This is a genomic window from Microbacterium hydrocarbonoxydans (assembly GCF_000956475.1).
In the GTDB taxonomy this organism is placed as follows: domain Bacteria; phylum Actinomycetota; class Actinomycetes; order Actinomycetales; family Microbacteriaceae; genus Microbacterium; species Microbacterium hydrocarbonoxydans_A.
The window spans coordinates 162,325-175,642 of sequence record NZ_JYJB01000009.1 but is presented as its reverse complement, the minus strand read 5'-3'; the positions used below and the strand labels follow the sequence as shown (position 1 = coordinate 175,642).

Sequence of the window (13,318 nt, the reverse complement as noted above, 5' to 3'; positions counted from 1 at the left end):
GTTCAGCCTGCGTGCCGGGCGATCTTGGCGAACATGTCCTCCAGCAGGAAGCGCACGTCGACGCTCTCGACGACGAGGATCTCGCGACTCGGGTCGGCAGGCTCGTAGCGCCCGTCGGGAGCGAACCGCACTCCGGGCTGGCGGCGCATGGCGGCGCAGAACGGGTCCAGCATGAGCGCGATGGCCGGTGAATCTCCCAGCGATCGAGACTCGATCGCGACCCTGTTGTGCGTCGTGTTGAAGTCGACGACCTGCTGCGCGAGATAGGCGCCGAGCTCGCCGTGCGGTTCGACGCGGGCCTCCAGTTCGGCGTAGCCCACGACGACCTGCCGATAGACGTTCGCAGGAACCTGCCACAGGCGGATGCCCGAGTCGAACACGACGTTCGCCGAGGCGATGTCGTTCTTGAGGTTGAACTCCGGCCACGACCCCACCGACACGATGTCGCCGTAGGGCGGTCCGCCGATCCAGATCACGGTCGTGTCGGTCTCGGCGATGTCGGGGGCCAGCAGCAGCGCCGATGCCATGTCGGTGAGAGGCCCGAGGAACGCGATGAAGAGCGGTCCGGCGTCCGTCCGTCTGGCTTCCTCGATGATGAGGCGGGCGCCGGCGCTGTCGACCGGCGTCTGCTCATCCGGGAGCGCGTGCGGAGCCCCGTCGGCCGTGGGGACATCGTGGTCGAGGGCGAGAAGCCGCAGAAGCAGATCCAGCTCGGCGCGCGACTCGGCCAGGGACTGCGTCGTGCGGTGCGTGCCGAAATGCGCAGGGATGACGCCGCGCACGTCGAGCGTGGGAGAGAGCAGCGCGTGCACGACCGCGAACTGGTCGTCGGCCTCGTTCTTCACATCGGAGTCGATGATGACGCGGCGCGTGCGTCGATCGTCGTTGATCATGTCGTCCTTCGGTCGGGTGGGTCAGTCCGTGCGTTCGGCGAGCAGGCGGGCTGTGGCTGTGGCCATGTGCACGGCCATGGCGGACGCCGCGGCGTCGCCGTCGCCCGCCCGCACCCCGGCGAGCACCGCCTCATGCTCGGAGGTGGCGAGTTCGGCATGCTCCCGGTCGTGCACCGCGCGGTCGGCGTAGACCTGCAGCAGAGAGCGGATCACGTGCAGGTGATCAGTGAGGGTCGCGTTCCCCGCAGCCTCGGCGAGGGCGTGATGGAAGTCGAGGTCCGCCTTCGCGAAGGCGTTGAGGTCGTCGTACGTCTCGCGCATGCGCGCGACGTCCTTCTCGAGGCGCGCGACGATGCCGGCATCGGCACGGGGCGCGGCCAGCCGGGCGACGAAGATCTCGAGCCCCTCACGGAGTTCGAGCAGCTCGGCGGTGTTGCGCTCGCCGATCAGCAGCCCCCAGCGCAGCGTCTGCGGCAGCAGCTCGCTTGCGGCTCCCCGCAGATACGTGCCCGAACCGGGTCTCACATCGACGATGCCGAGGATCTCCAGCGCTGCGAGCGCCTCGCGAACCGCCGAGCGCCCCACGCCGAGCGTCGCGGCGAGCTGCCGCTCAGGGGGAAGCCTGGTGCCCGCAGCGATGGACCCGCCCGTGAAGAGGTCGAGCATGCGGCGGGCGACCTCTGACACAGGAGTTCCGGTCGGCAGCACGCCGAGCGCGGCCGTGATCTCTGCGGAGCGGTCGTCTGGAAACGCGGGCATGCGAACAACCTACGGCAGAGCATCGGCTTTTCGTCGCTGATTCGGTCAACCGGTTCCTGAGAATGATTTGCAATTGGTCAACCGGTTTGTCACACTGGACAGCATCACCTCGATCACCGTCGATGAGCCAGGAGTCACCGTGGACCACCCCCAGAACGAGAATCCGATCGCGAAGTCGGCGATACGCAAGGTCGCCATCCGCCTCGTGCCCTTCGTGGCGCTGATGTTCTTCATCAACTACCTCGATCGCACGGCGATCGGCTTCGCCTCCCCCAACGGCATGAACGACGACCTGGCATTGAGCGCGGCGCAGTTCGGCTTCGCATCGGGCGTCTTCTTCATCGGCTACATCCTTCTCGAGGTGCCCTCGAACCTCGCCCTGCACCGCTTCGGCGCCCGCCGCTGGCTCGCCCGCATCATGGTCAGCTGGGGCATCGTCGCGCTGCTGTTCACCTGGGTGCAGAACTTCGAGCAGCTCATCGGGCTCCGCTTCCTCCTCGGCGTCGCCGAAGCCGGGTTCTTCCCCGGCGCGATCCTGTTCCTGAGCCTCTGGGTGCCGGCCCAGTACCGTGGCCGCATCCTCATGCTCTTCTACCTGGCCCAGCCGCTGACGACCGTGATCGGCGCACCGCTCGCCGGCGCCCTGATCCAGCAGCACGGCACGTTCTTCGGTCTCGAAGGCTGGCGCTTCATGTTCATGGGCGTCGCGATCCCCGCGATCGTCGTCGGCGTGATCGCCTGGTTCTACCTGAAGGACAAGCCGGCGGATGCGAAGTGGCTGACCGCTGAGGAGCAGACCTGGCTGACCGGCGCCCTCGAGGCCGAGCGCGCGGCCACAGGCGCCGAGCAGAAGCACGTCTCGGTCCGCTTCGCATTCGCGAGCGGCCGCGTCTGGATGCTGTCGTTCATCTACTTCGGCTTCATCTACGGCCTGTACTCGCTGGCCTTCTTCCTGCCGACGATCATCGAGGGCTTCCAGGCGCAGTCGGGCGTGACCTACGACGTCGTGCAGAAGGGTCTGATCACCGCGATCCCCTATCTGCCTGCTGCGATCGCGATGTACTTCTGGTCGCGCGACGCCGGCAAGCGGGGACTGAAGACCTGGCACATCGCGGCACCTGCGATCGCCGGCGCCGTCTCGATCCCCACGATCACCGCCTGCGCGATCTTCGCCGCTCTTCCGAACTTCTGGACCCTCCCGACCCAGTTCCTCACCGGAGTCGCGGCAGCCGCGGGTGTGGCGCTGATCAACACGGTCGGCAACCTGGCGGGCTTCAGCGCCCCCTACGTCACGGGCGCCGTACACGACTGGACCGGCGGCTACGAGGTCCCGATGTTCATCGTGGGCGGATTCATGCTGCTGTCGGCGGTCCTGATGGTCGTCCTCTCCCGCCAGCGCAAGACCGCCCCGGTCGAGGTGACGGCATGACCCGCCTGTGGAACGATCCGGCGGACTTCGCCGATGAGATGATCGAGGGCTTCGTCGCGGCGAACGCCCGCTCGGTGCGACGCGTTCCCGGCGGGGTCGTGCGCAGCACCGTGGTGCCGGACGGCCAGGTGGCCGTGATCGTCGGCGGCGGATCCGGTCACTACCCCGCCTTCGGGGGGCTGGTCGGGCAGGGTCTCGCGCATGGAGCCGCGATGGGCAACCTCTTCGCCTCTCCCTCGGCCCAGCAGGTCTACTCGGTCGCCAAGGCCGCCGACCGCGGCGCGGGCGTGTTCTTCAGCTACGGCAACTACGCCGGCGACGTACTGAACTTCGATGCCGCGCAGGAGCGACTGCGATCCGAGGGCGTCCCCGCCCAGACGGTGACGGTGACCGACGACATCTTCAGCGCCGCACCTGCCGAGAAGCACAAGCGCCGCGGCATCGCGGGAGACCTGACGGTGTTCAGCACCGCTGCGGCCGCGGCCGAGGCCGGCTACGACCTCGACTCCGTGAGCCGGGTCGCGGCGCGTGCGAACGACCGCACCCGCTCGTTCGGGGTGGCCTTCACCGGCTGCACGCTGCCCGGCGCCCCGGCCCCGCTGTTCACGGTTCCCGCTGGGCGCATGGCGATCGGCCTGGGCATCCACGGCGAACCCGGCGTCGACGAGACCGCGATCCCGACGGCCGACGAGCTCGCCGCCCTCCTCGTCGAGAAGCTGCTGGCCGAGGTGCCGGACGGGATCGAGGTCGCGGGAGCCCGCATCGTGCCGATCCTGAACGGTCTCGGCTCGCTGAAGTACGAGGAGATGTTCGTCGTCTACCGTCGCATCGCACAGCTGCTCACCGAGGCCGGCCTCGTGATCGTCGACCCGCACGTGGGCGAGTACTGCACGAGCTTCGACATGGCCGGCACCTCGCTCACCCTGTTCTGGCTCGACGACGAACTCGAGCGCCTGTGGGACACGCCCGTCGACGCACCGGCCTACCGCCGAGGATCGGTCGTCGCCGCAGCGCAGGCGGAGAGCGCCGAGGTCGTCGCGAGCGACGTCGCGATCACCCCCGGCGACGCGGCGTCGCAGGCCGTCGCGCAGCACGTGCGCGACGCGCTGGAGGTCATCGTGCGCACCGTCGATGACAACGTCGACGAACTCGGGCGCATCGACTCGATCGCGGGCGACGGCGACCACGGCATCGGCATGCAGCGCGGCTCCCATGCCGCTCTCGCCGCCGGCATCGCCGCGGTGGACGCGGGTGCCGGCGCGCAGACCGCGCTTTCCCGCGCGGCCGACGCGTGGGCGGACAAGGCGGGAGGCACGTCGGGAGCCCTCTGGGGCGTCATCCTGAACGCAGTCGCCTCGCGCCTGGGCGACACCGGACGACCCGAGGCCGCGGATCTGGCTGCTGGTGTCGCCGATGCCGTGCGCGGCGTGCAGACCTACGGCAAGGCCCAGGTGGGCGACAAGACGATGGTCGACGCCCTCGTGCCCTTCACGGCGACCCTCACCGCATCCCTCGAAGACCACGAGCCGCTCCTCGACGCGTGGACCGCTGCAGCCCGAGCCGCGACCGACGCGGCCCGCGCCAGCGCCGACCTGCTGCCCCGCATGGGCCGCGCTCGCACGCACGGCGAGCACGCCATCGGCACCCCCGATCCCGGCGCGGTGTCCTTGGGGCTCATCACCACCGCACTCGGCGAGCTGCTCGCCGAGAAATCCAACTGAAGGAGATCACCATGACCGACCAGCTCCGCCTCGTGATCGGCTGCGACGACGCCGGCTTCGACTACAAGGAGATCCTGAAGAAGGACCTCGAGAACAGCGACGGCGTCGCCTCCGTCGTCGACGTGGGGGTGGATGCCGACGGCCACACCGCCTACCCGCGCGTCGCGATCGCGGCCGCCGAGCTCGTCGCCCGCGGCGAGGCGGACCGCGCCCTGCTCATCTGCGGCACCGGCCTCGGCGTCGCGATCGCCGCGAACAAGGTGCCCGGCATCCGCGCCGTCACGGCTCACGATTCGTTCTCGGTCGAGCGCGGCGTGCTCTCGAACAACGCGCAGATCCTCACGATGGGACAGCGGGTCGTGGGTATCGAACTCGCCCGCCGCCTCGTGCGCGAATGGCTCACCTATCGCTTCGACACGTCGAGCGCGAGCGCCGAGAAGGTCGCAGTGATCGACGAGTACGAGAGCACCGGATCCTGCTGATGTCGAAGGTCACGGTCGGAGTGAGCCTGAAGATGTACTTCGGGCATGAGCGGGCGCGTGCCTGGTTCGACGAGGTCGCCGCTCTGGTGCGCGATCACGCCGCCATCCGCGACGGCGTCGTCGAGCTCTTCATCACCCCGACCTATCTGCAGGTGCTTCCCGCTGTCGCCGCATTCGCGGGAACGCCCGTGCGTATCGGCGGGCAGGACGTGTCGGCCGAGGAGTCGGGCCCGTTCACGGGCGAGGTCTCCGCCGCAGAGCTCGCCGAGGTGGGCGCGACGATCGCGGAGATCGGGCACGCCGAGCGTCGTCGCCTGTACGGCGAGACCGAGGAGGTCACGGCCGCGAAGACGCGCGCCGCACTGCGAGCGGGGCTGACCCCGCTGCTCTGCATCGGCGAGACCGAGCGGTTCGAGCCCGCCGATGCCGCGATCATCGCGGTCGCGCAGCTGCGCTCCGCGCTCGAGGGAGCGGATGCCGGAGCCGTCATCGTCGCCTACGAACCCGTGTGGGCGATCGGCGCCCCCGAGCCGGCCGGGCATGAGCACATCCGCGAGGTGGCCTCGGCTCTCAGGGATGCCCTGCAATCGGATGCCGCGCGCACCGGTTCCGTCGTGATCTACGGCGGGGCTGCCGGCCCCGGTCTGCTGACGGCGCTCGGGGATGCCGTCGACGGAGTGTTCCTCGGCCGTTTCGCCCACGACCCGGCAGCTCTCATGACGGTGCTGGACGAGGCCGCCGACCTCGCCCTCGGGCGTGGCACGGTCCGTCGACCGGCTCAGGAACCGAGTGGCGCCGCCGACCCCGGGTGGCATGGCGGCGTTGCTGAGACCGTCGACGCGCCCGAGGGAGCGGACCGATGATCGGCCTCGGCACGTACGCGTACTTCTGGCAGCATTCCGACCGGGCGGCGGAGCCGCTGACTCTCATCGGGGCCTTCGAGGACACCAGGGCGCAGGGCGTCGACCTCTTCCAGATCTGCGACTACGCCCCGCTCGAATGGATGAGCCCTGCGGAGCTGCGCAACGCGGCCTCCGCCGCGAGTGCGCTCGGACTCACGATCGAGCTCGGCACGAAGGGCGTCGAGCCGGAGCATCTGCGGCGATTCCTCGACCTCGCGGAGGTCTTCGACGCCCATCTGGTGCGCAGCATGGTCTACGGCCCCGAGTCGCGACCCTCGCTGGAGCAGGCCGCGACCTGGCTGCGTGACAGCATCCGCTCCTTCGAATCCGCCGGGATCGACCTCGCGCTGGAGACGTACGAGCAGGTCGGGACAGCCGAGCTCGCCGGCCTCGTCGATCGCGTCGGCAGCGAGCGCCTGGGCATCTGCCTCGACCCGGCGAACGTCGTGGCTCGGCTCGAGCTGCCGCGCGCGTGCGTCGAGATCACGGCCCCCTTCGTCAAGAACGTGCACGTCAAGGACTTCGCCTTCGCCCGGCAGGAGGGCTGGGTGGGATTCACCTACTCCGGCGCCCCCATGGGCTCCGGCCTGCACGACTATCCGCATCTGCTCGCCGCGGTCAGACCGCGTGAGCGCGGCATCAACGAGATCGTCGAGCACTGGCTGCCCTGGCAGGGCGACGCCGAGACCACCATCCGAACCGAGCGGGAATGGACCCGCATCACTCTCGAACATCTGAGGAGCACACCATGAGCGACACTTCAACACTCTCCGCGACGTACAAGATCGCGGTGATCGGCGCCGGCGGCAAGATGGGCATGCGCGTGTCCGACAACCTTGTCAAGACCGCGCACATCGTCTGGTACGTCGAGAACTCGCCGGCGGGCCAGCAGCGCACGGTCGACGCAGGCCGCGAGCTCACGGATTCCGCGACCGCAGTGGCCGACGCCGACATCGTGGTGCTCGCCGTTCCCGACCTGGCGCTGGGGCCGGTCACCGCCGAGCTCGTGCCGCAGCTCCGCTCGGGTGCGATCGTGCTGACTCTCGACCCCGCCGCCGCATATGCCGGTCTGCTCACCACTCGCGATGATGTGATCCAGGCGGTGGCGCACCCGTGCCACCCCTCGATCTTCCTGCAGCGCGAGACCCCGGAGCAGTGGGCCGACACGTTCGGAGGCATCGCCGCCCCTCAGGATGCGATCGCCGCGATCGAGTCCGATGACGAGGCGAAGAAGGCCATCGTCGAGGCGACGGTGCGCGCGATCTACGCGCCGGTGATCGACGTGCACTGGGTCACGATCAAGCAGCTCGCGCAGCTCGAGCCGACACTCGTGGAGACCGTCGCCTGCATGATCGGCGACCTGCTCAACGAGGCGCTCCAGGAGGCCGTGCACACGATGGGCGTCCCCGAGGCGGCCGCGCGCAGCATCCTCTACGGACACACCCAGGTCGCCCTCGCGAACGGCCTCCGCGGAGACAACCCGTTCTCCGACGCCTGCCTGATCGCGATGGACTACGGTCGGGAGAGCATCATCAAGGACGACTGGAAGAAGATCTTCCAGGACGACGAGCTCGACAAGAACCTCGCCCGCATGCTGCACCTCGACCACATCGAGCGCTGAGATATGACACGACTACACGGAAAGACCGCCCTCGTCACGGGCGGGGCCCTGGGGATCGGGATGGCGGTGGCGCAGCGCTTCGCCGCGGAAGGCGCCCGTGTCATCCTCGCCGATCGCAACGGCGAGGGCGCGGCTCGGGCCGCCGCCGCGATCGGCGCGAATGCCCGCGCCGTGACGATGGACATCTCCGACGAGAGCGCGGTCGCCGCGGCCTTCGCGGAGGCCGAGGAGACCGGCTGGGCACCCGACGTCGTCGTCGCCAACGCCGGGGTGCAGCTGTTCGGCCAGGATGCGCAGATCGCCGACCTCGATCTCGAGGTCTGGAAGCGCACGATCGACATCAATCTGACCGGCACCTTCCTGACGGTGAAGTACGCGGTGCGAACGATGCTGAAGAACGGCGGAGGCTCGATCATCCTGACCGGAAGCCCTACGGCGGTCAACGGCGAGGGCAAGGACTTCACGGCGTACAGCTCATCGAAGGCCGGCGTGCACGGCCTGGGCCGGACCGTCGCCGCCGCATATGCCGATCGCGGCATACGCGTGAACACCGTGCAGCCTGCCTACACCGAGACGCCGCTCGTCGCGGCGATCAGCGAGGACCCGGAGTCTCGGGCGGCGATCGTGAGCCGCATCCCGATCGGTCGCGCAGGCACGCCCGATGACGTCGCGGGCATCATGGTCTATCTCGCGAGCGACGATGGATCCTTCGCGACCGGTGCGACCTTCCAGGTCGATGGGGGCATGACCTCGCTCTAGCAGGCATCATGCCTGCGCGCCGACGTCCCGACGCCTCCGTCCCTCCTCCGCGCCCGCCGGTTCGCTCTGAGCCGGCGGGCGCTCTCCGGACGGACGCTCCGACCTTCGACACGAACACGGCCGGCGTCGCGGTGCCGCTCGCTCCCCTACGATGGCGAGGAAAGCGCGGAGAGGAAGGGGTGCGCATGCCTGACTCGCGGGCGACCCCTCCCTCGACGAACCCGACCATCAACGCCGTGGCCCGCGAGGCCGGCGTCTCGGTCGGCACGGTCTCGAACGCTCTCAACGCCCCGCAACGACTGGCTCCCGAGACCTTGCAGCGCGTGCACGAGGCGATCGACAGGCTCGGCTACATCCGCAGTTCTGCGGGCCGCACCCTGATCCGCAACCGGTCCGACACCCTCGGACTGATCATGCCCGATCTCGTGAACGTCCTTTTCGTCGAGATCGCGCGCGGCGCGCAGCTCACCGCCGGCGCCAACGGACGCTACCTGATGATGGCGAACAGCCTCTTCAACGCCCACGAGCTCGCCACCGGAACCGAGCAGCACGATCTGCAGGACGAGTTCCTCGAGCACTTCGCCGAGGCCAGGACCGGCGGTGTGATGGTCGCGTCGATGCGGGATCCCACCCGCGGCATCGCACGTGTGCGCAACTACGTGCGTCCTGTCGTCGTGATCAACTACGACGTGCCCGACGCCGACTGGTGCACCGTGCTGATGGACAACGAGCAGGTGGGCAGAGCGGCCGTCGATCACGTCGCCGACCTGGGCATCCGCCGCGCGTTCTTCCTCTCGATCCCCGACATCGTCCAGCCCGTCGTCGAGCGCCGACGCGGCGTGCGCGCCCAGGCCGCGGTCCGCGGGGTGCGGGTGACGGAAGTGGATTCCACCGGCCTCTCCCCCGAGGACGGCGCAGCGGCGGCATCCGCTCTGCTCTCGCAGCTGGACGAAGAGCGCGTCGCGATCCTCGCGATCAACGACAAGGTCGCCCTGGGCGTGCTGCGGTTCCTGCGCACTCGCGCCGACGTGCGGGTGCCCGACGACGTCGCAGTGCTGGGCATGGACGGCGACCACCGCGACGACGGTGCGGACTGGATGACGCTGACCTCCATCGAGCTGCCGGGATTCGAGATGGGGACGGAGGGCGTCCGCCTGCTCGAAGCCGAAGCCCAGCCCGACCACGTGCACGAACGCGTGGTCGTGCCGGTGCGGATCGCCCCGCGGCAGAGCACAGTGGGTTTCTGAGCTCCCCAAGAATTGGTCAACCGGTTACAGTGGGACCATGGCTTCGATGAGGAACAGCTGGTGGCGGCCCGACCCGACGGCGTGGGCCGCGCACGGGTGGACGATCGAGATCCGCGACGACGAGCTCGCCGAGATCGCTCATCAGGGACACCCGATCGTGCGCGCCGTACGAGCCGCCGTTCGCGACCGCGGCTGGCAGACCGTCCCTGCCTCGGTGCAGGCCGTCACCGCCACCGAGTCATCTCTCGAGATCTCACTGCTGCACGAAGGGCTCGGCGCGCGGATCACGTCGAGGCTGCGCGTTCAGGCCGAACCCGACCAGCTCACGATCGACTGGGAGGGTCTGAATCTCATCGCTTTCGACACGTGCCGCGTGGGGCTGGTCGTGCTGCACCCGTCGAACCGAGCGGGCCGTGCGGTCACCGTGACGCATACCGACGGGACTCATGAGAGCTCGCACTTCCCGACGGACATCAGCCCGCATCAGCCGTTCAGCGACATCCGCGCGCTGCGGGACGGCGACGCGACGCTGGTCTTCGAGGGCGACATGTTCGAGATGGAGGACCAGCGCAACTGGAGCGACGCCTCGTTCAAGACCTACAGCCGGCCGCTCGATCTGCCGTACCCATATCGGCTCGAGGCCGGCGAGTCCGTCCGCCAGTCGCTGACCATCCGGCTCGAGGGCTCGGCGACGGATGCCGCGACCGCACCGGAACCGGGAATCACGTTGCGCGCCGGCGGCGCGTTCCCGTCAATCGGCGTCGAGGTCTGCACCGCACCCTCTCCGGTCGACCCATCTCCGCTCGGCGCGTTCCGCGTCATCGAGCTCGATCTCACGACACGGGCCTGGGCGGCTGCGCTCGAGCGGGCGGCCGCCGACGGGCTGCCCCTCGACGTGCGGCTGGTGACCGACGGCGACACCGCGGTCCTCGAGTCGGCGGTGCGCGCCCTGGACGCTCTCCACGTCGTGCGCATCCTGGCGGTCGACAGCCGCCTGCACATCAGCGACGCGGCGACGCTGTCGATGCTGCGGGCAGCGCAGCCGACGGCCCCGATCATGGGTGGCACGCGCTCGCACTTCACAGAGCTGAATCGCGAGCAGCGGCGGATCCCGCGGGACGTCGAAGGTCTCCTGTTCACGACGACTCCCCTGTTCCACACGCTCGACACCGAGCAGCTGGTGGAGTCGGTTGCGATGCAGAGGCTCGTCGCGGAGCAGTCGGTGCGCATCGCGGACGGACGCCCTGTGCACATCGGACCCGTCTCGCTGCGCCCGCGTTTCAACAACGTGGCGACCACCCCGGAGTCTGCTCCGGCCAAGAGCGATCTGTCTGAGGGGTTCGGCGCCGCATTCACCGGCGGCGTCGACGAGCGGCAATCCGCTCCCGAACTCGCCGCGTGGGTGATCGCGAGCGCCGCGGCTCTGGCGGTGCCCGGCGTCGCATCGCTGTCGTGGTTCGAGACCGCGGGACCACGCGGCCTAGCGGGGACGCCCGCTGCCGAGGCCGTCATGGCGCTCCTCGCGTTCGACGACGGTGAGCTGCTCACCGGGCCGAGCCCGGACGGGCTCGTCTGGGCGATCGGATCACGCCGTGCCGGCGTCGACGCCCTGCTCGTCGCGAACCTCGACCGGCGGCAGCGCAGCGTCGACGTGCGTCTGGACACCGGCACGGTCGCCACGGCGACCCTGGCTGCGGGTGCGTGGGCGCGAACCGAGCTCCGATAGGCGGGCCGAGGGCGCCCGGACACGACTGGCGACACCGTGGACTGGCATCGCGCCCGCGCATTGAATATTCTTTCGTTAGCGAATCTTCATGAGACGCGGGAGAGGATGGCGTCGGTGCCTTCGAATACTTACAGTCGGCCGCTCGACGGGCAAGTGCGGCTGATGACGAAGGTCGCCCGCATGTACCACGAGCGCGGAATCCGCCAGGCCGACATCGCCGAGGCGCTGAACATCTCGCAGGCCAAGGTCTCCCGGCTCCTGAAGCGCGCGGCATCCGTCGGAATCGTGCGCACCATCGTGACGGTCGCCCCGGGCGTATACGCAGAGACCGAGGAGCGCCTCGAGCAGCACTTCGGTCTTGCCGAGGCGGTCGTGGTGGATGTCGACCCGGACGCGGACCGGGATGACACGCTGGCCGCGCTCGGTGCGGGCGCTGCCGCCTATCTCGAGGCCACCCTCTCAGGAGCCGATCGGATCGGCGTCTCCTCCTGGAGCCAGACCCTTCTGGCCGTCGTCGACCGCATGCGTCCCTTCGCCGCCCGCGGCGCGACCGAGGTCGTGCAGCTGCTGGGCGGGTCGGGAGCCCCCGAGGTGCAGGGGCACAGTCACCACCTGCTCGGCGACCTCGCGCGCATCCTGGGCGCAGAGGCCGTCCACGTGCAGGCCCCGGGAATCGTCGCGAGTGCGGAGATCAGAGACTCGCTGCTCGCCGATCCCGCGATGCAGGAGATCAGCCGCCGCTGGCGCGAGCTCACGATGACGATCATGGGCATCGGCAACATCGAACCGAGCGACGTCCTCGCCTCGAGCGGAAATGCGTTCGCCGCGGGTGAGCGCGCCGAGCTCCTCGCCGACGGCGCCGTCGGCGACATCTGCCACCGTACCTACCGTCTCGACGGGAGCCCCGTGCAGGAGAGCTTCGACGAACGCGTGATCGCGATTCCGGTCGATGATCTGCGACGCATCCCCCGGCGCCTCGGCATCGCCGGGGGTCCGCACAAGGTCGACGCGATTCGGGGCGCCCTTGCCGGAGGCTGGGTCAACGCGCTGGTCACCGATCTTCGCACGGCGCAGACGCTGCTCGGCGACTGACCTCTGCACGGTTCTCCGGCGTTCGGAGGCGGGTCTCAGTCGAGGTCGAGAGAGTCGCGCAGACGCGTGATCCCTGGCTCGAGGCTGGTCAGCACGGGCACGGCAGTGCTCGCCCCGACGACGGCGCTCGCCATCGACGCCTGCGCGAGCACCACGACGTCGGCATCGGCCGCAAGGCGCTCGATGGCGGCCCTGACCAGCGCATCGTGAGCTGGGCGGTCGCCGCCGGACACGGCGGCGAACGCGCCATCGACGACCTCGCTGACGATCGAGGGAGAGGCTCCGACGAGCGCCGCGCGCTCGGCGATCAATGCGCTCGTGGGGCCGAGAGTGGTCGGCAGCGTCGCGATCACGGCGATCCGCTGACCAGCTGCCACGGCTTCATCTGCCATGGCCTCATCGATCCGCATCACCGGGATGCCGACGCGCTCCGACAGCGCCGCCGCGTACCCCGAGATCGACGAGCAGGTCAGCACGACGGCATCCGCTCCCGAGGTCCTCGCCGCACGCACGAGGTCCTCGAGGCGCTCCCCGACGGAGGCCGCCCGCTCCGCGTCGCCGAGATCAGCCACGATCTTGTCGTCGAGGTAGTTCACCGTGCCGACCTCGGGCAGAAGCTTGCCTGCGAGCTCCATCACGGGCGGGATCACGACGGCCCCGGTGTGCAGGAACGCGATACGGGTCATG

At 69.5% G+C, this 13,318-nt stretch carries 13 protein-coding genes; 10 read left to right on the top strand and 3 right to left on the bottom strand.

The window, feature by feature from the left end; all coding sequences use genetic code 11:
• Positions 1-2: 2 nt before the first annotated feature.
• Complete coding sequence (locus tag RS84_RS10020; protein WP_045257654.1) at positions 3-893, bottom strand: nucleoside hydrolase; 891 nt, start codon at positions 891-893, stop codon at positions 3-5.
• A gap of 21 nt (positions 894-914) precedes the next feature.
• Positions 915-1,652 carry a FadR/GntR family transcriptional regulator gene (locus RS84_RS10015; RefSeq protein ID WP_045257653.1) on the bottom strand — a complete coding sequence of 246 codons (738 nt, stop codon included), beginning with the start codon at positions 1,650-1,652 and terminating at the stop codon, positions 915-917.
• Positions 1,653-1,875: 223 nt separating this feature from the next.
• Here RS84_RS10015 and RS84_RS10010 point away from each other — a divergent pair, with 223 nt between their 5' ends.
• From RS84_RS10010 to RS84_RS09965, 10 genes are all read left to right on the top strand, one after another.
• Positions 1,876-3,081 (top strand): MFS transporter, encoded by a 1,206-nt coding sequence (locus RS84_RS10010; RefSeq protein ID WP_152641814.1) that lies wholly within the window; start codon positions 1,876-1,878, stop codon positions 3,079-3,081.
• Complete coding sequence (locus RS84_RS10005) at positions 3,078-4,802, top strand: dihydroxyacetone kinase family protein (protein ID WP_045257652.1); 1,725 nt, start codon at positions 3,078-3,080, stop codon at positions 4,800-4,802. Before RS84_RS10010 ends, RS84_RS10005 begins: the two co-directional genes overlap by 4 nt.
• An 11-nt stretch (positions 4,803-4,813) precedes the next feature.
• Positions 4,814-5,284 carry a ribose-5-phosphate isomerase gene (locus tag RS84_RS10000; protein ID WP_045257651.1) on the top strand — a complete coding sequence of 157 codons (471 nt, stop codon included), beginning with the start codon at positions 4,814-4,816 and terminating at the stop codon, positions 5,282-5,284.
• Entirely contained in the window at positions 5,284-6,147 is an 864-nt protein-coding gene (locus tag RS84_RS09995) for a triose-phosphate isomerase family protein (protein WP_082062136.1), read from the top strand. Before RS84_RS10000 ends, RS84_RS09995 begins: the two co-directional genes overlap by 1 nt.
• On the top strand, positions 6,144-6,938 hold the full coding sequence (locus tag RS84_RS09990; protein ID WP_045257650.1) for a TIM barrel protein: 795 nt from the start codon (positions 6,144-6,146) through the stop codon (positions 6,936-6,938). Before RS84_RS09995 ends, RS84_RS09990 begins: the two co-directional genes overlap by 4 nt.
• Complete coding sequence (locus RS84_RS09985) at positions 6,935-7,807, top strand: phosphogluconate dehydrogenase C-terminal domain-containing protein (protein ID WP_045257649.1); 873 nt, start codon at positions 6,935-6,937, stop codon at positions 7,805-7,807. Before RS84_RS09990 ends, RS84_RS09985 begins: the two co-directional genes overlap by 4 nt.
• Positions 7,808-7,810: 3 nt before the next feature.
• Positions 7,811-8,566, top strand: coding sequence for an SDR family NAD(P)-dependent oxidoreductase (locus tag RS84_RS09980; protein WP_045257648.1), 756 nt, complete (start codon positions 7,811-7,813; stop codon positions 8,564-8,566).
• 185 nt (positions 8,567-8,751) lie between these two features.
• On the top strand, positions 8,752-9,813 hold the full coding sequence (locus tag RS84_RS09975) for a LacI family DNA-binding transcriptional regulator (RefSeq protein ID WP_045257647.1): 1,062 nt from the start codon (positions 8,752-8,754) through the stop codon (positions 9,811-9,813).
• A gap of 37 nt (positions 9,814-9,850) precedes the next feature.
• On the top strand, positions 9,851-11,539 hold the full coding sequence (locus RS84_RS09970; RefSeq protein ID WP_052676315.1) for a hypothetical protein: 1,689 nt from the start codon (positions 9,851-9,853) through the stop codon (positions 11,537-11,539).
• A 162-nt stretch (positions 11,540-11,701) separates the two neighbouring features.
• The gene (locus RS84_RS09965) at positions 11,702-12,631 is read left to right on the top strand and encodes a sugar-binding transcriptional regulator (protein WP_235281455.1); all 930 of its coding nucleotides are present in this window, start codon (positions 11,702-11,704) and stop codon (positions 12,629-12,631) included.
• A 35-nt stretch (positions 12,632-12,666) separates the two neighbouring features.
• Here RS84_RS09965 and RS84_RS09960 read toward each other — a convergent pair whose 3' ends face one another.
• Positions 12,667-13,317 carry an aspartate/glutamate racemase family protein gene (locus tag RS84_RS09960; protein ID WP_045257645.1) on the bottom strand — a complete coding sequence of 217 codons (651 nt, stop codon included), beginning with the start codon at positions 13,315-13,317 and terminating at the stop codon, positions 12,667-12,669.
• Position 13,318 lies beyond the last annotated feature (1 nt).